The sequence below is a fragment of the Clavibacter sp. B3I6 genome (genome assembly GCF_030816895.1).
In the GTDB taxonomy this organism is placed as follows: domain Bacteria; phylum Actinomycetota; class Actinomycetes; order Actinomycetales; family Microbacteriaceae; genus Clavibacter.
The window spans coordinates 1,920,634-1,944,075 of sequence record NZ_JAUSYL010000001.1 but is presented as its reverse complement, the minus strand read 5'-3'; the positions used below and the strand labels follow the sequence as shown (position 1 = coordinate 1,944,075).

The following is a 23,442-nucleotide window of genomic DNA, read 5'->3' as shown; positions in this document are numbered from 1 at the left end:
GCGGATCCGCCTCGTCATTCAGACGCATGGACCGGGAGGTTCGGCACGCGGATCAGCCGACTCCCAGGGAGGCCGCGTGCCGCTTCGCCTCCCGGACACGGGATCCCGCTCCGCGGGGCGTGAGCGGACAGGCGCGGACGGGCCCGGGCGGGGTCAGCCGCGGAGCGTCGCGCTCGGCAGCTCGCCGAATCGCTCGGCGTAGGACGCGGCGAACCGGCCCAGGTGGCCGAAGCCCCACTGCTCGGCGACCGCGCGGACGGTCGTGGAGGAGGGCGTCGCCTCGATCAGCTCGGCGCGCACGCGGTCGAGCCGTATCCCGCGGAGCAGGGCGCTCGGCGTGGTGTCCTCGTAGCGCCGGACGGCGAGCTGGAGCACGCGCGTGCTGATCCCCGCGGCGCGCGCCGCGTCGGCCGGCGTGATGGGCCGGTCGGCGTGGTGGTGCAGGTACTCGACGGCGGTGCGGACGGCGCTCATCCGGGGCGCGCGCATCTCGGCGCTGAAGGGGACGTCGTGCCAGGGGAACAGCTCCAGCGTGGCGCGCGCGACCAGGAGGCCGGCCTGCATCCGGAGCAGCGGGCTCGACGCGGGGTCCTGGAGCGCCGGGCTGGCCTCGCCGACGGCGCGCCGCCAGGCGGCGGTCCTCTCGGCGGACGGCGGACGCGCGTGGTCGAAGACGAGCGGGCGCGAGCGGCCCTCGTGCGCCTCCGCGGCCGTCTCCTCGAGGAAGGCGGCGTCGATGTGCACGAGGTTCTGCACGCCGGCCGTGCAGCGGAAGGCAGCGGGCCGGCCGAAGGGGAGGAGGAAGGGGCGGGATCCGCTCGAGCGCACCTCGTGCTCGCCGAGGTCGACCGCGCCGGATCCCTCGCGCCACCAGGTGACGACGTAGTCGGGCAGCACGGGCAGGCGGCCCCAGTGCTCGGCCCGGAAGGTGGAGGAGCGGAGCGTCACGTTCTCGTCGCCGACGAAGGAGTACCGGTACGAGAAGTCGTCCGCGGCCCGCTCGGCGTGGAACTCGGTGCCGGGGTAGAGCGCGCCGTAGCGCGCGACGGCCTCGTCGAGGTCGGTGCCGGCCATGTGGCCGCGGCGGAGCGCGGGGGCGGCCGCCTCGGCGGCGTCGCCGGGATCCGCCGCGCGGTCGTCCGTGCCGCGGGCGCCCGGGAGGCGCGCACCCGGGGCGATGGTGTCGACGGTGGCGTCGGAGCCGCTCGGCCGCACGTCGGGCGCGGGCAGGTCCACGTCCGGGGCGACGCCGTCCGGCAGGGGCAGCGCGCGCAGGGGGGACGCCGCACGTCGGCGCCGGTCGGGCACGGGAGCGGTGCTCATGGGATCTCCGTCCTCCGCGACCGGGAGCGGTCGCGTGTCATGGAGTGGACGTCCCCGGGGACGGGTTCGTCACGCGCCGGGTCGATGCGCGTCGGCCGGGAGGCCCGGCGGGACGGCCGGGACGCCTCGACGGCGTCCCGGCCCGCCCGGTGCCGCTAGTTCGCGGCGCTGGTGTTGACGGAGCCGTTGACGCCGTTGGGGTAGAAGCCGCCCTTGGTGACGGCCTTGTTGTTCAGGTACACGATGTTCAGGACCTGACCCGGGGTGCGGCTGAACGCGATCGAGTTCGCATCCGTGGGCACGAGGTTCGCGCCGCCGGACATCGTGATGCCCTGGTCCAGGTCCGTGGGACCGTCGAGGGAGTCGCGGGCGTTGGAGATCGCGTTCGCGGGCGCGGCCAGGCCGCGCGCGTACAGCGACGTGCGGATGATGCCCGCGTGGTACGCCTCGACCGCGAGGATGCCGGCAGCGGCCTCGAGGTAGGTCTTGTTCGTGATCAGCGGCGCCGCGCCCTTGTAGGCGGTGACTCCGACGTCCTCGAACACGAAGGACGCGAGCAGGAAGTTGTCCTGGTTCGCGAACGCGTCGAACTTCTCGCCCGGCTTCACCAGGCCCGCAGCGGCTGCTGCGGCGGAGAACGCGGCGTCGAGGTCGATCGCGGGACGGGCGACCTTGGCCGAGCCCAGCGCGTCGCGCAGGAACTTCACGTGGGCGCGCTCGTCGTTCGCGATCTCGCGGGCGTACTCGCGGAGGAGGCGGTCCTGGAAGATGACCTGGCGGCCGCCGGTGACGGGGCCGGGGGTGCCGACGCCGTCGGTGAGGTTGGGGAGCAGGCCCGTGCCGGTGACGGCGCGGACGTAGAACTCGGCCTCGAGGTACTCGAGGTTGAGGGCGAAGTTGAGGACGGCGGCGTCGGTGACGGCGCCGGCTGCGGCCTCGGCCTGCGCGTCGGCTGCCTGGGCGCCGGTCGCGGGGATCAGGGCCGCGGCGCCGACGCCGAGGCCGGCGACGCCGGCTGCGGTGAAGAAGCGGCGACGGTCGAGCGGCGACTGCGCGCTCTTGTCGATGGCCTGGGTGATGAACTTCTTGTCGAACATGTGACGCTCCGGAGGTGTCAGCGGTGGGCATGGCTCGTCCATGAGCATCCGCGGGGCTCACGATCCGCTCCTGACGGGTCGCGCACAATGCCTTCGCCCTCGGATGACACGGGGATTCGCTCCCCGGCTACCGGGTTCCGGGCCCCTGCCCCCCGTCCGGGAGGTGCCGGCGTCCGGGCGTCGGCGGTGTCGGAGGTGGCCGGTAGGAAGGGAGCGTGACCACGCCCGCGCCCTCCGTCGACACCCGTCCCCGCCGCGGCCTGCTCGACATCACGCGGATCTACGCCGAGCCGGCCGCCCTCGAGCTGCCGCGCGGGCAGGAGATCGTGGCGGCCTGGCCGGACGCGACCATCGTGGAGGTGGCCTCGCACTGGGCCATCCCCGAGGTGCACGGCGACGAGGCGAACGTCGCGCGCTGGGTGCGCATCAAGACGGAGGCGCTCGTCGTGGGCGTCAAGAAGTCGCTCGTCACGCGGCCGAACGGGCGCTCCGCGGACTTCATCGCGCCGTCCACCGCGAACGGCTGCGCCATGGCCTGCGCGTACTGCTACGTGCCGAGGCGGAAGGGCTACAGCAACCCCATCACGGTGTTCGCGAACATCGAGCAGATCCACCGCCACGTGGCCCGGCACATCGCGAAGCAGGGGCCGAAGGTCGAGGCGAACCAGTGCGACCCCGAGGCGTGGGTCTACGACATCGGCGAGAACAGCGACTGCTCGGCCGACGCGCGCGTGAGCGCGAACGTGCGGGACCTCGTCGAGCTGTTCCGCATGTCGCCCACGGCCAAGGCCTCGTTCGCCACCAAGCACGTCAACCGCGACCTGCTCGACTGGGACCCCATGGGCCGCACGCGCGTGCGCTTCTCGCTCATGCCGGAGGCCGTCGCGCGCGTCACCGACATCCGCACGTCGCCCATCGCGGACCGCATCGCCGCCATCGACGACTTCGTCGAGGCGGGGTACGAGGTGCACCTCAACTTCTCGCCCGTCATCCTCACGCCGGGCTGGCGCGCCGAGTGGGAGCAGCTGCTGCGCACGCTCGACGACACGCTCAGCGCCCGCACCAAGGCGCAGCTCGCGGCCGAGGTCATCATGCTCACGCACAACGAGCAGCTCCACGAGGTGAACATGGGCTGGCACCCGAAGGCCGAGGAGCTCATCTGGCAGCCGGGCATGCAGGAGCAGAAGGTCAGCGAGAACGGCGCGGTCAACGTGCGCTACCGCCGCGGGCTCAAGGGCGACGCGGTGGCCGAGTTCACGGCGCTGGTGCGGCGGATCATGCCGTACTGCCGCATCCGCTACGCGTTCTGAGTGGGGCCGCGGCCCGACGGCCCGCCGGACGCACGACGGCGGGGTACCCCGAGGGGCACCCCGCCGACGTGGCGTGCGCGACTAGCTCTTGAAGCGGTCGATCCAGCCGGCGACGGGACGCTGCTGCTCGCCCTGCTGCGCGGCGAGGACGACGAGCACCGAGGTCAGCGCGGGGATGAGCCACTGCAGCGCCTTCTGCTGCTTCTGCGCACCCTCGAGCTCCTTGGACGCACCGGCGCCGGGCTCGGTCGTGCCCTCGGCACCCTCGTCCGCGTGCTTGGCCATCTTGCCGCCCACGAGGGCGGAGTAGAGGGTCGTGCTCGCGGCGACGATGGTCAGCACGGCCTTGACGTTCGTGTTGGAGCGGGCCTCGCCCTGGCTCGCGAGGCGGCCCTTGTTGGCGTAGATGAGGCCGAGGCCGCCGACGGCGTGGATCGCGAGCGAGCCCAGCTGCACGGGCGCCCACTTGGCCCAGCCGATGGACGAGAGGCGCAGGCGCTCCTGCGGGTCCTTCGCGGCGGCGGCGGCGCCGTTGAGGCCGACGGCGCCCATCAGCGATCCGCCGAACCAGGCCGCGAGGCCGAGGTCGTGCATGCTCCGGATGACGGTGTTGCGTTCTGACATGTGCATCTCCCAGTGGTTGTTCGTGGCCGCGCGGGGGCCGGCCGATGTCCTGTGCGTGGGACGCTACGCCCGGGATCGAGCAGTGTGTCGGCCGTCGGCGGATGCCCAGGCTCGCCGAGGGGATCGGACGTCCGGCGGACCTCAACGGATCCTGGGAGTCGGGCCGCCGGACCTTGGCGCGCCGCCCCGAGCCGGGTTCGGTGGACATGGTGCCCGTCGAGCGGCGGGCCCGCGGTCGAGGGGATCGGTACATGGGCAAGGCGTGGATGGTGATGGTCGCGGCGATTCTCGGCGGCCACGGTTTCGTGGGGCTCTTCATCGAGGGGTCGCACCTCCTCGAGATCCTCAACGTCGACTTCTTCGTCGACGTCCTCTACCTCGGCAGCGCGGTCGTGCTGCTGCTCGCCGGGACCCGGCAGATCGGACCCGGCGCGATCCGGGGCACGCTCCTCGCGTTCGGCGGGCTGTTCACGCTCATGGGGATCCTCAGCATCATCGACAACGAGCTCGGCGGCCTCACGCCCACCGGCTTCACCATCGTCGACGACTTCCTCTTCTTCGGCCTCGGCCTCTCGGGCCTCGCCCTCGCGCTGACCCCCAGCTCGGTCGAGCCGCTCACCACGGGCGGCAAGGCCCTCAACTAGCGGTCCGCACGACGACGAGGGCGCGACCCGGCCGCAGCCGGATCGCGCCCTCGCGTCGTCATCGCCGGCGTCGCGCCGGGCCCGGGTCAGCTCCGGTGGATCCGCACCGTGATCACCTGGAACGCCCGGAGGAGCAGCCGCACGCCGCGGCCGTCGGTCTCCGGCTCGAATGCGAGCGACCGCGGGAAGCCCTCGCCGAGCGGGCGCTCGAGCACGTCCACCTCGGTGAAGCGGTCGGCGTCGAGGTGCGCCTCGAGGCGGGTCGCGACGCGTGCGCCGGTCGACTCGTAGAGCCGGACGATCACGTCGCCCGAGCCGTCGTCGGCGAGCTTCAGGGCCTCGATCCGCACCGTGCCGCCGTGCACCGAGACGAGCCCGGACGCGGTCGGCAGGGACGACGGGACGGCGTCGGCGCGAGCGGGGGAGGCGGCGACCTCGGCGGGGGACGCCGTGCCGAGGGGCGCGGCCGAGGCGTCGCCCGGGTGCACGACCCGCACGGGCAGGTTCTGCTCGAGGCCGGCGTCGACCGCGCCCTCGATGCCCACGCCCGGCACGAGCGCGTACTCGAAGCGGTGGTGGCCGATGTCCTGCACGGGGTCGGGGGAGCGGGCCGCCCGGACCAGGCTGATCCGCAGCTCGGTCTCCACCTCGCCGGTCGCGCCGACCGTGCGGGTGATGTCGTGCCCGTAGCTGCCCGCGTTCGTGAGGGCGACGCCGTAGCCGGGCTCCTCCACGTGCACGAAGCGGTGCGCCATGACCTCGAAGCGCGCCTCGTCCCACGACGTGTTCGTGTGCGTGGGGCGGCGGACGTGCCCGAACTGGATCTCCGCGCTGTGGTGCTGCGCGTGGATCGACAGCGGGAAGGTCACCTTGAGGAGCTTCTCGTCCTCGAGCCAGTCGAGGTCGGCCGTGGCGTGGATCCGCGCGTCGTCGGCGTGCAGCGACACCCGCTGCACGACGCGCGAGCGCCCGAACTGCCGCACGACCTCGACGGTGGCGCGGAGGGGCGAGTCCTCGACGAGCTCGACCGAGGCGGCGTCCACCAGGTCGGTGCGGCTCGCGCGGTAGTGCGCGTCGACGTCCCAGGCGTCCCACGCGGTGGGGATGTCCTCGTGCAGCTGCAGCAGGTTCGCGACGCGACCGGCCGGCACGAGCTCGCGGTCGGCGGAGCGCCGGTCGACGATCGACGTGATGAGGCCGCGCGCGTCGAGCGTCACGCGGAGCAGGCCGTTGTCGAGGACGGTGCCGCCGTCGGCGCGCGTCGTCACGACGGGGGAGGCCGGCTCCACGGCGACGAGCGGCGCGATCCCGCTGCCGGGCACCGCGACGAGCGCGAGCGCGGATCCGTCGGGCGCCTCCACGAGCGCCGTGCGCGCGTGGCCGGTCGAGTTCACCGCGAACGCGCCGGATCCGTCGCCCTCGCCGTCGCGGACGGCCTGCGCCGTCACCCGCGCGATGGCGTCGGCCACGAGCGCGTCGAGCTCCGCGAGGCTGCGGGCGTAGTCCTCCTCGTTCTCCCGGTGCACCCAGGTGATGGAGGAGCCCGGGAGGATGTCGTGGAACTGCTGCAGCAGCGTCTGCTTCCAGAGCCGGTCGAGCGCGGCGTACGGGTACTCGGCGCCCGTGCGGACCGCCGCGACGGTCCACCACAGCTCGGCCTCGCGCAGGCGGTGCTCGGCCTGGCGGTTGCCGCGCTTCTCGCGGGCGTGGGAGGTGAACGTGCCGCGGTGCAGCTCCAGGTACAGCTCGCCGACCCACACGGGGGCGTCGGGGTACTCGGCCTCGGCCTTGCGGAAGAACTCGTCCGGGTGCTCGACGACGACCTTCGGCGACCCCTCGAGGTCGGCCGTGCGGCGCTGGCGCTCCATCATGTCGCGCGTGGGCCCGCCACCGCCGTCGCCGTATCCGAAGGGCGCGAGCGACATGGTGGCCCGCCCCTTCTCGCGGAACTGGCGCACCGCGTGGTGGGTCTCCTCCGCCTCCAGCGTGGAGTTGTAGGTGTCGATGGGCGGGAAGTGGGTGAAGATCCGCGACCCGTCGATGCCCTCCCAGAAGAAGGTGTGGTGGGGGAACGTGTTGGTCTGGTTCCAGGAGAGCTTCTGCGTGAGGAACCAGTCGAGGCCCGCGAGCTTCGCGATCTGCGGGAACGACGCCGTGTAGCCGAACGAGTCCGGCAGCCACACGCCGTGGGTCTCGACGCCCAGCTCCTCCTGGAAGAAGCGCATGCCGTGGGTGAGCTGGCGGATCATCGCCTCGCCGCCCGGCAGGTTGCCGTCCGGCTCGATCCACATGGATCCGACCGGGTACCAGGTGCCGTCCGCGATGGCCTGCTTGATCCCCTCGAAGACCGTGGGGTAGTTCTCCTTCACCCACACGTACTGCTGCGCCTGCGAGCACGCGAAGCGGAAGTCGGGGTACTGCTCGGCGAGCCGGAGCACGTTGGAGAAGGTGCGCGCCGTCTTGCGCTTCGTCTCGCGGATGGGCCAGAGCCAGGCGCTGTCGATGTGGGCGTGGCCGACGCCGCTCAGCGTGTGGGCGCTCGGCACGGCGGGGCGGGACAGGACCTCGGCGAGCTCGGCGCGGGCGGCGGCCGCCGTGCCGACGATGTCGTCCATCGCGAGCACGTCGAGCGCGCGCTCGATCGCGCGCAGCACCTCGTGGCGGCGCGGCTCGGTCTCGGGCAGCTCCATCAGCAGCTGGTACAGCACCTCGACGTCGAAGCGGAGCGCCCAGACCTCGGGCTCGAACACGGCGAGCTCGGCCTGGCGGAACCGGTAGATGGGCTCGGCGGGCGCGGTCGCCTTGTCGCCGTAGGGGGTGGGCACGAACTCGTCCACCAGGATGTCGGGGTTGCCCGCCGCCTCCATCAGGAAGCGCACCGGCTCGCCGCCGGCCGCCTCGTCGTGGAGGCGCACGTACGTGTTGCGCGGGTGGATCCCCTTGATCGGCACCCCGTCCATCGTGTGCACCAGGCACTCGGCCTGGTTGCCCGGCCAGTCGCCGATGAAGCCGGGGTCGATGAGCAGCTCCACCGTGCGGCCGGCCCACTCGGCGGGCACCTCGCCGGTGACCTCGAACCACCACGTGGACCAGGCGCGGCCCCACGGCTGGCCGAGCTCGAAGGGCGCGTACTCCTGCTGCATGGCCTCCGCGACGGGCACGGGCTCGTCGGGCGCCATCCACGCGCGGAGGGAGACGGGCGTCTTCGCCGAGTAGACGGCGGGCGTGATCCGCTCGTCGAGCGCGCGGAGGATCCGCTCCTGGACGAGCTTCTGGTTCTGGTGCATGGGGGTCCTCCGGGACGTCGGGACGCGGTCGGTCGGGCGAGCGGGCGGGTGCGGGTGCGGGCGGACCCGCGTCAGCGCAGGTAGGAGAGCGCCGGGAACGCGTGCATCGCGTCCTCCAGCAGGGAGCGCGCGACCGTGACGGAGTCGACGAGCGGGTGGTGCGCGAGGGCGCGGACGGCGGCGGCGCGGGATCCGCCGAGGCCGGCCTCGATGGTCTGCCGCTCCACGTACTTGGCGTTCGTCACGAGGCCCACGCCGAAGTCGGGCAGCTCCGTGCCGGCCACCGGGTGCGCGCCGCGGGCGTCGACGATGCACGGCACCTCGACCACGGCGTCCGCGTCGAGGGACGCGAGCGTGCCGCGGTTGCGGACGTTGAGGATCAGGCGGGCGCTCTGGTCGTACGCGATGCCGCGCATGAGCGCGATCGCGACATCCTCGTAGCCGCCGGAGACGAGGTCGTCCTCGTCGCGGTCGCCCATGCCGGCCGACTGCCGGTTCGTCGCCATGTAGGTGGTCTCGCGGTCGAGGCGCGTGCGCTCCCAGAGCGCGAGCGCGGACACGTCGTGCCGGTGCTCGAGCTGCTCGTAGAACCGGCCCTGCTGCTCCACGAGGAAGGCGCCGCGGGTCTGCGCGGCGAGCTGGTCGGCGTGCCGCACCTCGCGCTTGAAGTAGTAGTAGTGCAGGTACTCGTTGGGCACGGCGCCGAGCTCGGTGACCCACTCGGCGCCGAAGAGCCGGCCCTCCTCGAACGTGCCGATGAGGTCGGGGCGGGCCAGGAGGTCCGGCAGCACGTCGGTGCCGTCGACCCGGAGGCCGCGCAGCCAGCCGAGGTGGTTGAGGCCGGCGTAGTCGATGACCACGTCGTCGCCCGCGACGCCGAGCGCGCCGAGCACGCGGCGGGCGAGGCCGATGGGGGAGTCGCAGATGCCGATGACGCGGTCGCCGAGCACGCGCGACATCGCCTCGGTCACGACGCCCGCGGGGTTCGTGAAGTTGATGACCCACGCGTCGGGGGCCTGGACGCGGATCCGCTCGGCCAGGTCCATGACCACCGGCAGCGTCCGCAGCGCGTAGGAGATGCCGCCGTAGCCGACGGTCTCCTGCCCGATCACGCCGTGCGCCATGCCGAGCCGCTCGTCGCACGAGCGCCCGGCCATGCCGCCCACGCGGATCGCCGAGAACACGAACGCGGCGCCCGCGAGCGCCTCGTCGAGGTCGGTGTGCAGCGTGATCACGGGGGCGTCCGGGTAGGCCGCTGCCTGCTCGGCGAGCACGCGCGCGACGGCCGTGAGGCGCACCTCGTCGGTGTCGTAGAGGGCCACGTGCGAGACGCGGCCGGCCTCGTGGTCGCGCAGCAGCGCCGAGTACACGAGCGGGACGCGGAAGCCGCCCCCGCCCAGGATGGTCAACCTCATGCGACGGTCACCGACACTCCCTTGTCCGCGAGGCCCTGCGACACCCGCGCGTGCGGGGCGGCCTCGGTGATCAGCTGCGTCAGCGACGCGGTGGGGGCGACACGGCCGGCGCCGGTGCCCGGGAACTTGGAGGAGTCGGCGAGCACCGTGACCCGGTCGCTCACCTCCGCCATCGCGCGCTTGATGGGCACCTGGGCCATCGTCGTGTCGCGCAGGTCGCCGTTGTCGGCGATGCCGCTCACGCCGACGAAGGCGTGGTCGGCGTGCAGCAGCCGCAGGCTCTCGGCCGTGAGCGGGCCGGACACCGAGCGGTAGACCGGATCCCAGTCGCCCGGCAGCAGGATGAGCTTCACGGCCCGGTCGTCGCGCAGCACGTCGAACGCGGCGATGCTCGCCGTGATCACCGTCAGGGACCGGCCGCGCAGCTGCTCCGCGAGGTGCAGCGTGGTCGTGCCGATGTCGAGCACGACCGACTGGCCGTCCTGGATCTGCGCCGCGGCGGCCCGGGCTATGCGCTCCTTGGCCTCCCGGTTGACCTGCTCGACCTCGGCGAACGGCGCGTCGACCTCGGTGAGGACGGCACCGCCGTGCGTGCGCCGGAGCGCCCCCTGCTCGTCGAGGCGGGCCAGGTCGCGGCGGATGGTGGCCTCGCTCGTGCCGGCGGCGTCGGCGAGCTCCGCGACCGTCGCGCTGCGGCTGGCGCGCAGCCGGTCGAGGATCACGAACTCTCGGGCGTCTCTCATGGACTGAACATTAGCGCGCAGGATCGAGCAGAAACAATCTTGTAATAAACAAAGTCTTCCATCCATGTGCTCACATGGGCTAGAAACGTCACTACCGGTCGCCACCCTGGTCGACCGCGTCCCGCCGGCAGCGTCGCCGTCGGCGGACCGCCCTCCCCGCTCCCCGTGCCCCGCACGGCGCGGCCCACCGAGAAGCCGAGGCCCGACGTGTCCGCAGCATCCCGCACCGAGCAGAGCCCCGCCGGGCTGCTGGTCGTCGGCCAGCTGTTCGCCGACGTCGTGTTCGGCGAGCTGCCGAGCGAGCCGCGCCCGGGTCACGAGATCTGGACGTCGTCCTTCGGCCACGGGCCGGGCGGCATCGCGAACTTCGCCCTCGCGGGCGCTCGCCTCGGGGTGCCCACCGCCATCGCCGCGGCCGTGGGCACGGATCCGTTCTCCCTCCTGGTGCGCGCCGCGCTCGCCGCGGAGGGCGTCGCGCTCGACCACCTCGTGACCCTCGACGACTGGGCGCTGCCCGTCACGGCCTCGCTCGGCTACGACGACGACCGCGCGCTCGTCACGGGCGGCGTGCCCTGCCCGCTCGGCTCCGACGAGCTCGTCCCGGGCGAGGTGCCCGCGGCCGCCGCGGCGCTCGTGCACCTGGATCCGCACCGCAGCTCCTGGGTCGGCCGCGCCGCCGCCGCCGGCACCGACGTGTACGCGGACGTCGGCTGGGACCCGTCCGAGCGCTGGGACCCCGCGATCCTCGACCAGCTCGACGAGTGCCACGCCTTCCTCCCCAACGAGCTGGAGGCGTCCGCCTACACCGGCACCGACTCGGCCGTCGCGGCCGCCCGGGCGCTCGCCCGGCGCGTGCCGCTCAGCGTCGTGACCGCCGGATCCCGCGGCGTCGTCGCCGTCGACGCCGCCCGCGGCGAGGAGGTGGTCCGGCCGCCGCTCGCGGTCCGCGCCATCGACGCCACGGGCGCCGGCGACGTGTTCGGCGCCGCGCTCGCCGCCTCCGCCCGCGCGCCCTGGAGCCTCACCGAGCGCGTCGACTTCGCGTGCCTGGTGGCGGGGATCACGGTCACCCGGCCCGGCGGCGCATCCGGCGCCCCGCGGCTCGACGAGCTCGTGCCGTGGCTCCGGGCGCACCCCGACGCCGCCGCGCCCGGCCGCTACGACTACCTCTCCGACGCCCTCGCCCACCCGGACGGCGCGCGCCTGCTCGCCTGACGCGCGCCTCCCGCCTCCCCACCCGTCCGCTCCGACCCGCCCGTCCCCCACCGAATCGAGAACCACCATGTCCCACCACCCCGCCCGCCGCGCACGTGCCCGGCGCCTCGTCGTCGGCGCCGCCGCCCTCGCGCTCCTCGCGCCGGTCCTCGCCTCCTGCTCGTCGTCGTCGGGATCCTCGGCCGGCGGCGAGCTCGACCTGTGGATCTGGCCGGACGGCCTCAGCCAGACGGTGCTCGACCAGGTGCCGGACCAGGTGCCCGGCACGACGCTCAACGTCTCCACCGTCGGCGGCGACTTCAAGCAGAAGCTCGTCACCACGTTCACGGGCCGCTCGGGGCTGCCGTCCATCACGGGCGTCAAGGGCGAGGACATGCCCTACTTCCTCAGCGAGGACGGTCTGTTCGAGAACCTCGACGACCTGGGCGCGCAGGACGTGGCGGACCAGTACCCGGCGTGGAAGCTCAAGGAGGCGACCACGGAGGACGGCGAGCTCATCGGCCTCCCCATCGACATCGGCCCCACCGCCCTCTACTACCGCGCGGACGTGTTCCAGGCGGCCGGCCTCCCGAGCGAGCCGGCCGACGTCGCGGCGGCCACCGCCACGTGGGACGACTACTTCGCCTTCGGGAAGAAGCTCAAGGAGGCCACCGGCGGCGCGATCTTCGTGGACGCCTCCGACGTGTTCACCAAGTCCATCGGCCAGGGCACCACGCGCTTCGTCGACCAGGAGGGCGGGTTCACGGGCGACAGCGCGGAGATCAAGGAGGCGTGGCACCGCGCCGTGCTCGCGTACCAGGACGGCCTCACCGCGAACGTGACCGACGGCAGCCCCGACTGGGCGTCGGCGATCACGAACGGCTCGCTCCCGGCGCTCCTCGGCGCGTCCTGGTACCAGGCCGACCTCAAGAGCGCGACGGCCGACACCTCGGGCGACTGGCGCGTGGCCCCCATGCCCGGCGGCCCGGCCAACATCGGCGGCTCGTTCCTCTCCATCCCGGCCGGCACCGAGGACCCCGAGGCCGCGTTCGCGGTGATCAAGGACGTGCTCGACCAGGACAACCAGGTCACCGCGTACGCCGACAAGGGCATCTTCCCGTCGGCCACCGCCGCCTACGACGCCCCGGAGCTGCAGGAGGGCGACCCGTTCTTCGGCGGCCAGTCGACCGTCGGGGTCTTCGCCGACGCCGCCGCGAAGATGCCCACGGCCTACACGAGCCCCTACGACAGCCAGGTGCAGGCCGCCTTCGTCACGGAGCTGCAGAACGTCACCTCCCTCGGCAAGGACCCGGAGCAGGCGTGGGAGGACGCCGTCTCCGCGGGCGAGGCCGCGCTGAAGACCGCGAAGCAGTGATCCCCACCGTCGTCCGCCCCGGAGGGCGCCTGCGCGCGTCCTCCCGGGCGGGCGCGGGCGCCCCGGGCCCCGCGCGCTCCCGCGGGGCCGCCGGCACCCGCGGCATCCGCCGCACGTGGCCGTACTACGCGGCCATCGCGCCGTTCTTCGTGCTGTTCGCGATCTTCGGCCTGTTCCCCGCCCTCTACTCGCTCGTCCTCTCCTTCCAGGACTGGAACGGGCTCGGCGAGGCCGAGTGGGTGGGCCTCGCGAACTTCCAGGCCCTCGCGGCCGACGCCACCTTCTGGCTGTCCATCCGCAACACCCTGGTGATCTTCGCGCTCTCGACCTTCCCGATGATGGCGATCTCCGTCGTGGTCGCGGCCATGCTCAACTCGGCGAAGCGCCTCAGCACCTTCTACAAGATCAGCTACTTCGTGCCGAACGTGACCTCGGTGGTCGCCATGGCCGTGCTCTTCGGCTCGATCTTCGGCGACAGCTTCGGGCTCGTGAACGCGGGGCTCCGCGCCATCGGGCTGGACGGCGTGGCGTGGCTGTCGACGCCGTGGGCGATCCAGGTCACCATCGCGATCCTCATCACCTACCAGTGGACCGGCTACAACGCGATCATCTTCCTCGCGGGCATGCAGGCCATCGGCACCGAGGTCTACGAGGCCGCCAAGCTCGACGGCGCCGGCGCGATCCGCACGTTCTGGTCGGTGACGCTGCCGCTGCTGCGCCCCACGATCCTCTTCGTGCTCGTCGTCTCCACCATCACCGGCCTGCAGAGCTTCACCGAGGCGCAGGTGCTCACGGCCTCCTCGAGCACCACCAACCCGAACTCGGGCGGCGCGGGCCAGGCCGGCCTCACGACGGTCCTGTACTTCTACCAGCAGGCCTTCAACTACAACCGCTTCGGCTACGGCGCCGCCATCGCCTGGGGCGTCTTCCTCCTCGTCGTGATCTTCTCGATCATCAGCTTCCGACTGGGCGCGGAGAAGAAGGAGAAGCCCGTGCGGACGCCCGGCACCAGGAAGGGACAGCGCGCATGAGCACGACCGTCCACGCCGCGGGATCCGCCGCGGCCCGCATCGCCGACGAGGCCGCGGGCCGCCCGCGCACCCGCGCCGAGCGCACCGGCCGGCCCGCGGGTCGTCGGCAGCTGCCGCCCGCCCGCGTGATCCTGCACGGGGTGCTCTTCGCCGGATCCATCGTGAGCCTGTTCCCCCTCTACTGGCTCGTCGTGATGGCGAGCAACACCACGAGCGACATCTACAAGTCGCCGCCCGTGCTCGTGCCGGGGCCGTACCTGTGGGAGAACATCCAGGCCGTGTTCCGCACGATCGACTTCGGCGGATCGCTGATGAACACGGTCATCGTGGCGGTGTCCGTCACGGTCCTCGTGCTGTTCTTCGACTCGATCGCGGCGTTCACGTTCGCGAAGTACGAGTTCCCCGGCCGGCGCGCGCTGTTCGCGCTGCTGCTCGTGACCTTCATGCTGCCCGCGCAGCTCTCGGTGATCCCGCAGTTCGTGACGATGATCAACCTCGGCTGGGTCGGCCAGCTGCAGGCGCTCATCGTGCCGGCGGCGGCGAACGCGTTCGGCATCTTCTGGCTGCGGCAGTTCATCGTCTCGAGCGTGCCGGACGAGCTCATCGACGCCGCCCGCATCGACGGCGCCGGGTTCTTCCGGCAGTACCTCACGGTGTGCCTGCCGCTCATCCGGCCGGGCCTCGGGTTCCTCGGGATCTTCACCTTCATCGCCGCGTGGAACGACTACCTGTGGCCGCTCATCGTGCTGAACGACCCGGGCACGCTCACGCTGCAGGTGGCGATGAGCCAGCTCAACAGCGCCCACGGCAAGGACTACGGCATGGTCATGGCGGGCGCGCTGCTCGCGGTGATCCCGCTCATCATCGTGTTCCTCATCGGCGCGAAGCAGTTCATCGGCGACATCGCGAAGGGCGCGCTGAAGTGATGCCGCTCGCGTCGCGGTCCGTCGTGGTGACGGCCGTCGACGACCTCGCGGGCCTCGGGTCCGCCGCGGCCGACGTGGTGGAGGCGTTCCTCGTGGAGGAGCCGGCGGGCGTGCTGGGCGTGGCGACGGGATCCAGCCCCGAGCCGCTCTACGCGGAGCTCGCCCGGCGCCATCGCGAGCGCGGCCTCGTCACCGACGGGCTCTCGCTCGTCGCGCTCGACGAGTACGTGGGGCTGCCGGCCGGGCACCCGGAGTCGTACCTCTCCTTCGTGCGCACGCGCATCGCGGAGCCGCTCGGCGTGCCGGACGCCCGCGTCGTGGTGCCCGACGGCGGCGCGGCGGATCCGCAGGCGGCCGCCGCGGAGCACGAGCGCCGCATCCGCCGACTGGGCGGCGCGGGGCTGCAGATCGTGGGCATCGGTGCGAACGGGCACCTCGGCTTCAACGAGCCGGGCTCGCCCCTCGCGGGCACGAGCCGGGTGGTGGAGCTCGCGGCGGCGACGCGGCGCGACAACGCGCGGTACTTCGGCGGGGATCCGGAGCGCGTGCCGACCCGTGCCATCACGCAGGGCATCGCGACGATCCTCTCGGCCCGGCGGATCCTGCTGGTCGCCTCGGGCGCGCACAAGGCCCACGCGCTCGCCGCGGCGCTCACCGGTCCCGTGACGGTGGACGTGCCCGCCTCCGTGCTCCAGCGCCACCGGCGCGTCACCGTGGTCGCCGACCGGGCCGCGCTGGCGGGGCTCGCGTCGCCCGCCTGACCGGCCCGCCGTCCCGCACCTTCCCCGACCCGCACGTCCCCCCACCCGCGCCGCGGCGCACCGATCCTCCGGAGGACCCATGTCCCACCTCGACGACGTCGCCCCCGGATCGGCCTCCCGGCGCGCCCCGCGCGCCCGGTTCGCGACCGACGCGCCCGTCCACCCGCTCGACGGCGACTGGCGGTTCCGCCTCCTGCCCGAGGCGCCGGTCGACGAGCCCGGCCGCCCGCCCGCGGTGGCGGATCCCGCCCTCGACGACGCCGCGCTCGACGCGGCCGGCTGGACCACGCTGCCCGTGCCGTCGCACTGGGTGCTGCACGGCCACGGCGCGCCCGCGTACACGAACCTGCAGTACCCGTTCCCCATCGACCCGCCGCACGTGCCCGACACGAACCCCACCGGCGAGCACCGGCGGTCGTTCGCCCTGCCCGCGTCCTTCGCGGACGCGGAGCGCGTGCTGCTGCGCACCGACGGGATCGAGGGCCTCGCCACGTTCTGGGTGAACGGCGTCGAGGCGGGCTGGACCACGGGCAGCCGCCTCACGACCGAGATCGACGTGACGGAGCTCCTCGTGCCGGGGGTCAACCAGCTCGGGATCCGGGTGCACCAGTGGTCGGCCGCGTCCTACCTGGAGGACCAGGACCAGTGGTGGCTGCCCGGGATCTTCCGCTCGGTCGAGCTGCTCGCCCGCCCGGCTCGACCCCTCGACGACGTGCGCGTCCGGGCCGACCGGGACCCCGCCGACGGGTCGGGCCTCCTCGACGTGGCGGTGGACGGCGCGTTCCCGGTGGTGGTGCGCGTGCCCGAGCTCGGGATCCGGACCACGTGGGAGACGGCCGCCGACGTCGCGCCCATCGCGATCCCCGCGGTCGACGCGTGGAGCGCGGAGCGGCCGCGGCTGTACGACGCGACCGTGTCGTCGCCCGGCGAGACGGCGGCGCTCCGGATCGGCTTCCGCACGGTCCGCATCGAGGGCGACGCCCTCCTCGTCGACGGCCGCCGGCTCACCTTCCGCGGCGTCAACCGGCACGAGTCGCACCCCGAGCGCGGCCGCGTGTTCGACGAGGCCGAGGCGCGCGCCGACCTGGAGCTGATGAAGCGGAGCGGCGTGAACGCGATCCGCACCTCCCACTACCCGCCGCACCCGCGCCTGATCGACATCGCCGACGAGCTCGGGTTCTGGGTCGTGCTCGAGTGCGACCTGGAGACGCACGGCTTCTGGGACGTCGAGTGGCGGGACAACCCGTCCGACGACCCGCGCTGGCGCGACGCGTACCTCGACCGGATCGCCCGCACCGTCGGCCGCGACCGGAACCACGCCTCGATCGTGATGTGGTCGCTCGGCAACGAGTCGGGCACCGGCCGCAACATCGCGGCGATGTCCGCGTGGGTGCGGCGCGCGGACCCGTCCCGGCCCGTGCACTACGAGGGCGACCTCACGGGCGAGCACACCGACGTGTACTCGCGCATGTACCCGACGCTCGAGGAGATCGACTCGGTGTGCGGCACGCCCGTCGCGAGCATCCACGAGACGACGGGCGCGACCGGCGCGACGCAGCGCGCGAAGCCGTTCATCCTGTGCGAGTACGGGCACGCGATGGGCAACGGCCCCGGATCCCTCGCCGACTACGAGGACGCGATCGACCGCTGGCCGCGCCTCCACGGCGGCTTCGTGTGGGAGTGGCGCGACCACGGGCTGCTCGCCCGCACGCCCGACGGCCGTCCCTTCCACGCCTACGGCGGCGACTTCGGCGAGCCCGTGCACGACGGGCCCTTCGTGATGGACGGCCTGCTCCTCTCCGACGGCACGCCGACCCCGGGCCTCGCCGAGCTGGCCGCGGTCATCGTGCCGGTGCGCGTGCGGGTCGCGGACGACGGATCCGCGGTGCGGGTCGAGAACCGCCGCCACTCCGCGCCGACGGACGACGTCGACCTGTCCTGGTCCACGCACCACGACGGTCGGCGGGTCGCGCGCGGGGTGCTCGAGCACGCGCCGATCCCGGCCGGCGGGGCGGTCACGCTCCCGCTCCCGGCCGAGGCGCGCGCCGCCGGTCACGCGGAGGAGGTGCACGTGACGGTGGAGGTGGTCACGCGCCACGACGCGTCCTGGGCGGAGGCCGCGCACGTGGTCGCGCGGCACCAGGCGCTCGTGTGTCGGCGACCCGCGCCCCGGCCGCGGCCGGCGGGTCGCTGGCGGGGCGACGAGCTCGGCGTCGGCCGGTTCGACGCGCGCGGCGACCTCGTGTCGTGGGCGGGCGTCCCCGTGCGCGGTCCGCGGCTCGAGCTGTGGCGCGCGCCCACGGAGAACGACCGCGGGGCCGGCCAGGGATCGTACGAGCTCGCCGAGCCCGAGCTGACCCGAGGCCGCGGCGCGGAGGAGACCCCGCCATCGGCCGACCGCTGGCGCGAGCGCGGCCTGCACCGCCTCACCCACCGGCTCCTCGGGACGGAGCGCTCGGCCGACGGCCTCGAGACCCGCCTGCGCGTGCAGGCCGCCCACTCGGGGGCGGGCGTGGACGTCGCGTTCCGCTGGACCGCCACCGACCGCGGCCTGCTGCTCGCGACGGAGGTCGTGCCGTTCGGCACGTGGGACTGCACGTGGCCGCGCGTCGGCGTGCGGATCGACCTGCCCGCCGCGCTCGCCGAGCACCCGGTCGCCTGGCACGGCACCGGGCCGGGGGAGTCGTACCCCGACAGCCGCACGGCCGTGCACGTCGGCCGGTTCGCCTCGAGCGTCGACGGCCTCTCCGTCGCGTACGCGCGCCCGCAGGAGACGGGCCACCGACCGGAGCTGCGCTCGCTCGAGATCGGCGACGGATCCGCGACGCCCCTCATCGTCACGACCGTGCCCGACGCCGCCGGGCACCGCGCCGGCTTCCAGCTCTCCCGCTGGACGCCGCAGGCGATGACCGACGTCGGCCACCCGCACGAGCTGCCCGACCCCGAGGGCCTGCACCTCCTCCTCGACGACGCGCAGCACGGGCTCGGATCCCGCGCGTGCGGCCCCGACGTCCTCCCGCGCCACGCGCTCTGGCCGTCCCTCCGCACGTGGGAGGTGCTGCTGGGGTGAGGGGCGTGCACAGCGTGCGCGCGGGCTGTCCGGGATCCGCGCGGGCTCGGCGACACGGAGGGAGCGCCCATCCGCCGCGGCTAGGCTCCATGCGCGCGCATGGAATGGTCCATGCGGGAAGGAGCACACCATGAGCACCACGTACCGCGTCGGCTACCTCGTCGGCAGCCTGTCGTCCACCTCCATCAACCGGGCCCTGTCGCTCGCCCTCGCGCGACTCAGCGCCCAAGCCGGCCTCGAGCTCACCGAGATCCCCATCGCCCCGCTGCCCTTCTACAGCGCCGACATGGACGGCGACTACCCCGAGGTCGCCAACGAGTTCAAGGCCGCGATCGCCGACGCCGACGCGATCATGATCGTCACGCCCGAGTACAACCGCTCGGTGCCCGGCGTCCTCAAGAACGCGCTCGACTTCGCCAGCCGCCCCTACGGCGAGAACGCGTTCCAGGGCAAGCCCAGCGCTGTCATCGGCACGTCCATCGGCTCGGTCGGCACCGCCGTCGCGCAGCAGCACCTCCGCAGCATCCTGTCGTTCCTCGCCTCGCCCGAGCTCTCGCAGCCCGAGGCGTACATCCAGACCACCGAGGGGCTCATCTCCCCCGAGGGCGCGATCTCGGACGCGGGCACCGAGGAGTTCCTCCTCACCTGGCTGCAGGCGTTCCACGCGCACATCGAGCGGAACCTCACGGCCGTCGCCGCGTAGCGCGACCGCGTACCGCGACCGCGACCGCGACGCGGAGGAGGGCAGGGACGACCACCGTCGCCCTGCCCTCCTCGGCGTCCGCTCCGCTCCGCCGCGCGTCCGTCAGCCGGCGCGCACCGCCCGGCCCACCGGGTCGCCCACGCCCTCCCACGCACCGGAGTGGTGGTTGTAGCAGACGCTCCCGTCGAGGCCCGCGCGATCCGGCGCGGCCTCGCCCGACACGACCTTGCCGAGCCGCTCGGGGTCCGGCGCCGCGAGCGCCAGCAGCTTCGTGTAGTCGTGGTGCGGGTCGAGGATCACCTGGTCGCTCGGCCCGCGCTCCACGACGCGGCCCTTGTAGAGCACGAGGATCTCGTCGGAGAAGTGCCGCGCGGTCGCGAGGTCGTGGGTGATGTAGAGCACGGCGAGGTGGTCCTCGCGCTGGAGCCGGCCCAGGAGGTTCAGGACGCCGAGCCGGATGGACACATCGAGCATCGACACCGGCTCGTCGGCGATCACCACCTGCGCCCCCGGGGCGAGCGCCCGGGCGATGGCGACGCGCTGCCGCTGTCCGCCCGAGAGCTCGTGGGGCCGGCGCGCGGCCATGTCCTCGGCCGGCGTCAGGTTCACGCGCTCCAGCATCTCGAGCACGCGCTGATGCGTCTGCTCCCGTCCGCGCGTGCGCTGGTGCAGGAGGAGCGGTCGCGCGATGTGGTGCTCGACCGCGTGGAAGGGGTTCAGCGACGCGAACGGGTCCTGGAACACCATCTGCACGTGCCGCCGGTAGAGGGATCCGACCACGGGCGTGCCGTCGTCGAGCTCCACCTCGATGCGGCCGGACGTCGGCTTCTCCAGCTTCGCGAGCATGCGCGCGATCGTCGACTTGCCGGATCCCGACTCGCCCACGAGCGCGACCGTGCGCCCGGGCAGCAGGTCGAACGAGACCCGGTCGACGGCGCGGAACGCCTGCCGGCCGAGGCCCTTCCGGATCGTGAAGTCCTTCGTCAGGTCGGTGACCGCCACCCGCGTCATCGCGTCTCCTCCATGTCCTCGTCGGCGCCGCTGCGGATGAACGCGCCGCGCTCGCCGCTGAGGCTCGGGAACGAGCGCAGCAGCTTCCTCGTGTACTCGTGCCGGGGCGCGCGGTAGATGTCCTCGGCGCTCGCCAGCTCCACGATCTCGCCGCGCAGCATGATCGCGATGCGGTCGCTGATCTCCAGCAGCAGCGGCAGGTCGTGCGTGATGAAGACGACCGCGAAGTCGAGCTCGTCGCGCAGCCGCACGATCTCCCGGAGGATGTCGCGCTGCACGACCACGTCGAGCGCGGTGGTCGGCTCGTCCATGATCATGATCTGCGGCTCGAGCAGCATCGCCATCGCGATCATCACGCGCTGCCGCATGCCGCCGGAGAGCTCGTGCGGGAACGACGAGAGGCGGGCCGGATCCACGCTCACGCGCTCCAGGACCTCGGCGCAGCGCGCGCGCCGCTCGGCCCTCGACATGCCGGGGCGGTGGGCCCGGAGCGTGTCGTCGAGCTGCGCGCGGACGGTCGTGACGGGGTTGAGCGCGTTCATCGCGCCCTGGAACACCATCGAGAGCTTCGACCAGCGGAAGGCCCGCAGCTCCTCGTCGCCGAGCGCGAGCAGGTCGACGTCCTGGCCGCCGCGGTCGTGGAAGGTCACCGACCCCGAGGCGATGCGGGCCGGCGGCCGGTGCAGCCGGTTGATCGCGTACGCGAGCGTGGTCTTGCCGCAGCCGGACTCACCCGCGAGGCCGAGGATCTCGCCCGGCGCGAGCGTGAACGACGCGTGCTTCACGGCCGTGACGGGGTTCTCGGTCTCGTACACGACGGTGAGGTCGTCGACGGTGAGCACGCTCGACCGCTGGCCCCCCGCGGCGCCGCCCGGTCGGACGGTGGGGACGGTGGCGGTCATGAGGCGGCCTTCCTGCGCTCGAGCCGGCTCGCGAGGCGGGCGCGCTTGCGGTGCAGGCGCACGTTCTTGAGCTTCGGGTTGATGATCTCGTCGATCGAGAAGTTGATGAGGGACAGGCCCATGCCGAACAGGGCGATGAGGAGCCCGGGCGGCCCGAACCACCACCACGCGCCGAGCGACAGGGCGAACCCGTTCTGCGCGTAGAAGAGCATCGTGCCGAGGGTCGAGGAGTTGCTCGCCCCGAGCCCGAGGAAGGACAGGCCCGCCTCGCCGAGGATCGCCGCGATCACCGCGAACACGAACTGGCTCGCGAGCACCGGCAGCAGGTTCGGCAGGATCTCCACGGCGATCACCCGCCACGCCCGCTCCCCGGCGACGCGGCTGGCGGCCACGTAGTCGCGGGTGCGGATGGACAGCGTCTGCGCCCGGAGCACGCGCGCGGACGCCGCCCATCCGGTGACGGCGAGGACCACCGCGATGGTCCAGAGGCCGCGGGACTCGCGCGGCACGAAGCCGGAGATCACGATGACGAGCGGCAGGCCGGGGATCACGAGGAACACGTTCGACAGCAGCGAGAACGCCTCGTCGGCGAACCCTCCGACGTACGTCCCGAAGATCCCGAAGAACGCCGAGAGCACCGTCGCGAGCACGCCCACGAGCAGGCCGATCTGGAGCGATCCCCGCGTGGCGTACGCGAGCTGCGCGAGCACGTCCTGCCCGGTCTGGGTGGTGCCGAGGAGGTGGTCCGCGCTCGGCGGCTGGAGGCCCGAGTCGCGGATGGTGGTCGGGTCCTGCAGGAGCGCGGGCCCGACGAGGCCGAAGAGGGAGATGAGGCCGACGAGCGCGATCCCGGCGGCGAGCCACGGGGTCATCGTCGGCAGCATCAGGCGCCAGGCGGAGCGCGGCGGCTTCCCCCGGTCGGCGGCCTCCGCGGCGAGCCGCTCGGTCGCCTGGGCGACGTCCGGCTGGGTGGAGGGCTGGATTTCGGTCATGTCCGTTCCTTCCGTGGCGCCTAGGCCCGGGCCCGGGTGCGCGGGTCGACGATCCCGTAGAGGAGGTCGACCACGAGGTTCGCGCCGAGCACGGCGAGGGTGATGAACAGGAAGATCCCCTGCATGAGCGCGTAGTCGTTGTTCGTGACCGCGTTGAGGAGCTTCGATCCGATGCCCGGGTAGGAGAAGACCTGCTCCGTGACGATGGAGCCGGAGACCACGAACCCGAGCGAGATGGCGAAGCCCGCGACCGACGGCAGCACGGCGTTGCGCGCGGCGTAGGCCCGGAGGATCCGGCCCTGCGTGAGCCCCTTGGCCTGCGCGGTGAGGATGTAGTCCTCGCTCAGCGTCGACACCATCATGTTGCGCATCCCGAGCAGCCAGCCGCCGAGCGACGCGATGACGATGGTCGCCGCGGGCAGGATCCCGTACTGGACGGCCGAGGAGATGAACTCCGCGTTCCAGCCCGGGTCGAGCACCACGTCGTAGCCGCCCTGCGAGGGGAAGAGCCGCATGGTGGTCGCGAAGACGTACACGAGGATCAGCGCGAGCCAGAAGTACGGCACCGCGGCGAGCATCGTGGTCGCCGGCACGAGGGAGTCGAGCCAGGTGCCCGGCTTCCAGCCGACGAAGGCGCCGAGCGCCACCCCGATGACCGCCGCGACGACGGTCGAGAGCCCGACCAGCACGATGGTCCACGGCAGCGAGCCGCCGATGACCTCCGACACGGGGGCGGGGAAGTAGCTGACGGACACCCCGAGGTCGCCGCGGAACACGTTGACGAGGTAGCTCCCGTACTGCGCGATCAGCGGCTGCGAGGTGTCGCCCCCGAGGAGGAGCTCGTAGGCCCGGCGGGTCTCGGGGGTGACGCTGCCCCCGCGCTGCTGCAGCTTGGCCAGCAGGATGTCGACCGGGTTGCCCGGCAGGAGCCGGGGGATCAGGAAGTTGAGGGTCAGGGCCGCCCAGAGGGCCACCGCGTAGAACCCCGCCTTGCGGACGAAGTAGCTCATCGCCCGTCCTCCTCCCCGGCGCCC

19 protein-coding genes are annotated in these 23,442 nt (G+C 73.2%); 9 read left to right on the top strand and 10 right to left on the bottom strand.

The window, feature by feature from the left end:
- Nucleotides 1–153: 153 nt before the first annotated feature.
- Entirely contained in the window at nt 154–1,323 is a 1,170-nt protein-coding gene (locus QFZ62_RS09230; protein ID WP_307504610.1) for a helix-turn-helix domain-containing protein, read from the bottom strand.
- A gap of 155 nt (nt 1,324–1,478) precedes the next feature.
- On the bottom strand, nt 1,479–2,420 hold the full coding sequence (locus QFZ62_RS09225) for a ferritin-like domain-containing protein (RefSeq protein ID WP_307504607.1): 942 nt from the start codon (nt 2,418–2,420) through the stop codon (nt 1,479–1,481).
- 215 nt (nt 2,421–2,635) lie between these two features.
- On the opposite strand from QFZ62_RS09225, the gene QFZ62_RS09220 reads away from it, so the two are divergent.
- Nucleotides 2,636–3,730, top strand: coding sequence for a spore photoproduct lyase family protein (locus QFZ62_RS09220; protein ID WP_307504604.1), 1,095 nt, complete (start codon nt 2,636–2,638; stop codon nt 3,728–3,730).
- An 81-nt stretch (nt 3,731–3,811) separates the two neighbouring features.
- Here the strand turns inward: QFZ62_RS09220 and QFZ62_RS09215 are convergent, their stop codons facing one another.
- Complete coding sequence (locus QFZ62_RS09215) at nt 3,812–4,354, bottom strand: hypothetical protein (RefSeq protein WP_307504601.1); 543 nt, start codon at nt 4,352–4,354, stop codon at nt 3,812–3,814.
- A 251-nt stretch (nt 4,355–4,605) separates the two neighbouring features.
- Here QFZ62_RS09215 and QFZ62_RS09210 point away from each other — a divergent pair, with 251 nt between their 5' ends.
- Complete coding sequence (locus tag QFZ62_RS09210) at nt 4,606–4,998, top strand: hypothetical protein (RefSeq protein ID WP_307504599.1); 393 nt, start codon at nt 4,606–4,608, stop codon at nt 4,996–4,998.
- 86 nt (nt 4,999–5,084) lie between these two features.
- Here QFZ62_RS09210 and QFZ62_RS09205 read toward each other — a convergent pair whose 3' ends face one another.
- The 3 genes from QFZ62_RS09205 to QFZ62_RS09195 all read right to left on the bottom strand — a co-directional run bounded on the left by QFZ62_RS09205 (nt 5,085) and on the right by QFZ62_RS09195 (nt 10,443).
- Nucleotides 5,085–8,285 carry a glycoside hydrolase family 38 C-terminal domain-containing protein gene (locus QFZ62_RS09205; protein WP_307504596.1) on the bottom strand — a complete coding sequence of 1,067 codons (3,201 nt, stop codon included), beginning with the start codon at nt 8,283–8,285 and terminating at the stop codon, nt 5,085–5,087.
- A 71-nt stretch (nt 8,286–8,356) separates the two neighbouring features.
- Nucleotides 8,357–9,700, bottom strand: coding sequence for a 6-phospho-beta-glucosidase (locus tag QFZ62_RS09200; protein ID WP_307504593.1), 1,344 nt, complete (start codon nt 9,698–9,700; stop codon nt 8,357–8,359).
- On the bottom strand, nt 9,697–10,443 hold the full coding sequence (locus tag QFZ62_RS09195; RefSeq protein ID WP_307504590.1) for a DeoR/GlpR family DNA-binding transcription regulator: 747 nt from the start codon (nt 10,441–10,443) through the stop codon (nt 9,697–9,699). The genes QFZ62_RS09200 and QFZ62_RS09195 overlap by 4 nt, the downstream gene beginning before the upstream one ends.
- Nucleotides 10,444–10,650: 207 nt before the next feature.
- On the opposite strand from QFZ62_RS09195, the gene QFZ62_RS09190 reads away from it, so the two are divergent.
- From QFZ62_RS09190 to QFZ62_RS09160, 7 genes are all read left to right on the top strand, one after another.
- Nucleotides 10,651–11,658, top strand: a complete 1,008-nt coding sequence (locus QFZ62_RS09190) for a carbohydrate kinase family protein (RefSeq protein ID WP_307504587.1) — start codon at nt 10,651–10,653, stop codon at nt 11,656–11,658.
- Between the two features lie 67 nt (nt 11,659–11,725).
- The gene (locus QFZ62_RS09185) at nt 11,726–13,012 is read left to right on the top strand and encodes an extracellular solute-binding protein (RefSeq protein WP_307504584.1); all 1,287 of its coding nucleotides are present in this window, start codon (nt 11,726–11,728) and stop codon (nt 13,010–13,012) included.
- A complete protein-coding gene (locus QFZ62_RS09180; protein WP_307504581.1) occupies nt 13,009–14,043 on the top strand; it encodes a carbohydrate ABC transporter permease in 1,035 nt (344 codons plus the stop codon). The genes QFZ62_RS09185 and QFZ62_RS09180 overlap by 4 nt, the downstream gene beginning before the upstream one ends.
- The gene (locus QFZ62_RS09175; RefSeq protein ID WP_307504578.1) at nt 14,040–14,969 is read left to right on the top strand and encodes a carbohydrate ABC transporter permease; all 930 of its coding nucleotides are present in this window, start codon (nt 14,040–14,042) and stop codon (nt 14,967–14,969) included. Before QFZ62_RS09180 ends, QFZ62_RS09175 begins: the two co-directional genes overlap by 4 nt.
- The gene (locus QFZ62_RS09170; protein ID WP_307507751.1) at nt 14,969–15,730 is read left to right on the top strand and encodes a glucosamine-6-phosphate deaminase; all 762 of its coding nucleotides are present in this window, start codon (nt 14,969–14,971) and stop codon (nt 15,728–15,730) included. Before QFZ62_RS09175 ends, QFZ62_RS09170 begins: the two co-directional genes overlap by 1 nt.
- A gap of 79 nt (nt 15,731–15,809) precedes the next feature.
- Nucleotides 15,810–18,800 carry a glycoside hydrolase family 2 TIM barrel-domain containing protein gene (locus QFZ62_RS09165; protein WP_307504575.1) on the top strand — a complete coding sequence of 997 codons (2,991 nt, stop codon included), beginning with the start codon at nt 15,810–15,812 and terminating at the stop codon, nt 18,798–18,800.
- Between the two features lie 130 nt (nt 18,801–18,930).
- The gene (locus QFZ62_RS09160; RefSeq protein WP_307504572.1) at nt 18,931–19,503 is read left to right on the top strand and encodes an NADPH-dependent FMN reductase; all 573 of its coding nucleotides are present in this window, start codon (nt 18,931–18,933) and stop codon (nt 19,501–19,503) included.
- A gap of 102 nt (nt 19,504–19,605) precedes the next feature.
- On the opposite strand, the gene QFZ62_RS09155 is transcribed toward QFZ62_RS09160, so the two are convergent.
- The 4 genes from QFZ62_RS09155 to QFZ62_RS09140 are packed head-to-tail and all read right to left on the bottom strand — an operon-like array spanning nt 19,606 to nt 23,418.
- Complete coding sequence (locus tag QFZ62_RS09155) at nt 19,606–20,514, bottom strand: ABC transporter ATP-binding protein (RefSeq protein ID WP_307504569.1); 909 nt, start codon at nt 20,512–20,514, stop codon at nt 19,606–19,608.
- The gene (locus QFZ62_RS09150) at nt 20,511–21,416 is read right to left on the bottom strand and encodes an ABC transporter ATP-binding protein (RefSeq protein WP_307504566.1); all 906 of its coding nucleotides are present in this window, start codon (nt 21,414–21,416) and stop codon (nt 20,511–20,513) included. The genes QFZ62_RS09155 and QFZ62_RS09150 overlap by 4 nt, the downstream gene beginning before the upstream one ends.
- Nucleotides 21,413–22,408, bottom strand: coding sequence for an ABC transporter permease (locus tag QFZ62_RS09145; protein ID WP_307504563.1), 996 nt, complete (start codon nt 22,406–22,408; stop codon nt 21,413–21,415). The genes QFZ62_RS09150 and QFZ62_RS09145 overlap by 4 nt, the downstream gene beginning before the upstream one ends.
- Nucleotides 22,409–22,428: 20 nt before the next feature.
- Nucleotides 22,429–23,418, bottom strand: a complete 990-nt coding sequence (locus QFZ62_RS09140) for an ABC transporter permease (protein ID WP_307504561.1) — start codon at nt 23,416–23,418, stop codon at nt 22,429–22,431.
- Nucleotides 23,419–23,442: the final 24 nt, after the last annotated feature.

Coding starts and splice junctions, on each gene's coding strand:
- QFZ62_RS09175 (WP_307504578.1), top strand. CDS start 14,040: ATGAGCACGACCGTCCACGCCGCGGGATCCGCCGCGGCCCGCATCGCC.
- QFZ62_RS09140 (WP_307504561.1), bottom strand. CDS start 23,418: ATGAGCTACTTCGTCCGCAAGGCGGGGTTCTACGCGGTGGCCCTCTGG.
- QFZ62_RS09155 (WP_307504569.1), bottom strand. CDS start 20,514: ATGACGCGGGTGGCGGTCACCGACCTGACGAAGGACTTCACGATCCGG.
- QFZ62_RS09215 (WP_307504601.1), bottom strand. CDS start 4,354: ATGTCAGAACGCAACACCGTCATCCGGAGCATGCACGACCTCGGCCTC.
- QFZ62_RS09165 (WP_307504575.1), top strand. CDS start 15,810: ATGTCCCACCTCGACGACGTCGCCCCCGGATCGGCCTCCCGGCGCGCC.
- QFZ62_RS09145 (WP_307504563.1), bottom strand. CDS start 22,408: ATGACCGAAATCCAGCCCTCCACCCAGCCGGACGTCGCCCAGGCGACC.
- QFZ62_RS09185 (WP_307504584.1), top strand. CDS start 11,726: ATGTCCCACCACCCCGCCCGCCGCGCACGTGCCCGGCGCCTCGTCGTC.
- QFZ62_RS09195 (WP_307504590.1), bottom strand. CDS start 10,443: ATGAGAGACGCCCGAGAGTTCGTGATCCTCGACCGGCTGCGCGCCAGC.
- QFZ62_RS09210 (WP_307504599.1), top strand. CDS start 4,606: ATGGGCAAGGCGTGGATGGTGATGGTCGCGGCGATTCTCGGCGGCCAC.
- QFZ62_RS09230 (WP_307504610.1), bottom strand. CDS start 1,323: ATGAGCACCGCTCCCGTGCCCGACCGGCGCCGACGTGCGGCGTCCCCC.
- QFZ62_RS09170 (WP_307507751.1), top strand. CDS start 14,969: ATGCCGCTCGCGTCGCGGTCCGTCGTGGTGACGGCCGTCGACGACCTC.
- QFZ62_RS09200 (WP_307504593.1), bottom strand. CDS start 9,700: ATGAGGTTGACCATCCTGGGCGGGGGCGGCTTCCGCGTCCCGCTCGTG.
- QFZ62_RS09205 (WP_307504596.1), bottom strand. CDS start 8,285: ATGCACCAGAACCAGAAGCTCGTCCAGGAGCGGATCCTCCGCGCGCTC.
- QFZ62_RS09160 (WP_307504572.1), top strand. CDS start 18,931: ATGAGCACCACGTACCGCGTCGGCTACCTCGTCGGCAGCCTGTCGTCC.
- QFZ62_RS09225 (WP_307504607.1), bottom strand. CDS start 2,420: ATGTTCGACAAGAAGTTCATCACCCAGGCCATCGACAAGAGCGCGCAG.
- QFZ62_RS09150 (WP_307504566.1), bottom strand. CDS start 21,416: ATGACCGCCACCGTCCCCACCGTCCGACCGGGCGGCGCCGCGGGGGGC.